Origin of the sequence: Actinoplanes sp. NPDC049599, assembly GCF_044465625.1 — a bacterium.
Lineage (GTDB): Bacteria > Actinomycetota > Actinomycetes > Mycobacteriales > Micromonosporaceae > Actinoplanes.
In genome coordinates this window covers 1-1,140 of sequence record NZ_JBITLX010000091.1, presented here as the reverse complement: position 1 = coordinate 1,140, position 1,140 = coordinate 1, and the positions used below count along the sequence as shown (strand labels likewise).

The 1,140-nt window shown below is 66.8% G+C and carries 1 protein-coding gene; it reads right to left on the bottom strand.

The genetic code is table 11. The features are described 5' to 3' along the window. A partial coding sequence (gene metK, locus ACIBQZ_RS43365; RefSeq protein WP_396094800.1) for a methionine adenosyltransferase occupies positions 1-1,140 on the bottom strand: 1,140 nt, incomplete at both ends.

Genomic DNA, 1,140 nt, shown 5'->3' with positions numbered 1-1,140 from the left:
GCAGGTCCGGCAGTTCCCGGCCGAAGTGGCCGTACGCGGCGGTCTGCTGGTAGATCGGGCGCAGCAGGTCCAGATCACGGATGATCGCGGCCGGACGCAGGTCGAACACCTCGTTGATCGCCTTCTCGATCCGCTCCACCGGCACATTCTCCGTACCGAAGCACTCCACGAACAACGACACCGGGTGCGCCTTGCCGATCGCGTACGCCACCTGCGTCTCACAACGCTCCGCCAGACCCGCGGCAACCACATTCTTCGCCACCCAGCGCATCGCGTACGCCGCCGAACGATCCACCTTCGACGGATCCTTACCCGAGAACGCACCACCACCGTGCCGGGCGTAACCACCGTACGTATCCACAATGATCTTGCGGCCGGTCAGGCCCGCATCGCCCATCGGGCCACCGATCTCAAAACGACCGGTGGGGTTGACCAGCAGCCGGTAGTTCTCCACGTCCAGGCCCAGGCCCTCGAGCTCCGGGGCGATAACGTGCTCGCGGACGTCCGGGGTCAGCAGCGACTCCAGCGAGATGTCCGCCGCGTGCTGCGACGACACCACCACCGTGTCCAGCCGGACCGGGCGCAGGCCGTCGTACTCGATGGTGACCTGGGTCTTGCCGTCCGGGCGCAGGTACGGGATCGTGCCGTCCTTGCGAGCCGTCGACAGCCGCCGGGCCAGGCGGTGCGCCAGCGCGATCGGCAGCGGCATCAGCTCCGGAGTCTCCGAACAGGCGAAGCCGAACATCATCCCCTGATCGCCCGCACCCTGGGCATCCAGCACATGCTCGGAGTCACCCTCGCGCAACTCCAGCGCGCTGTCCACACCCTGAGCGATATCCGGCGACTGCGAGCCGATCGAGACACTCACGCCGCAGGACGCACCGTCGAAGCCCTTCTTCGACGAGTCATAACCGATACCCAGGATCGTCTCGCGGACAATCGCCGGGATGTCCGCGTACGCCTGGGTGGTCACCTCACCGGCCACGTGCACCTGGCCGGTCGTGATCAGGGTCTCCACCGCGACCCGGCTACGGGGGTCCTGCCTCAGCAGGGCGTCGAGAATACCGTCGCTGATCTGATCAGCGATCTTGTCCGGGTGGCCTTCCGTGACCGACTCGGACGTGAACAGGCGGCGTGCCA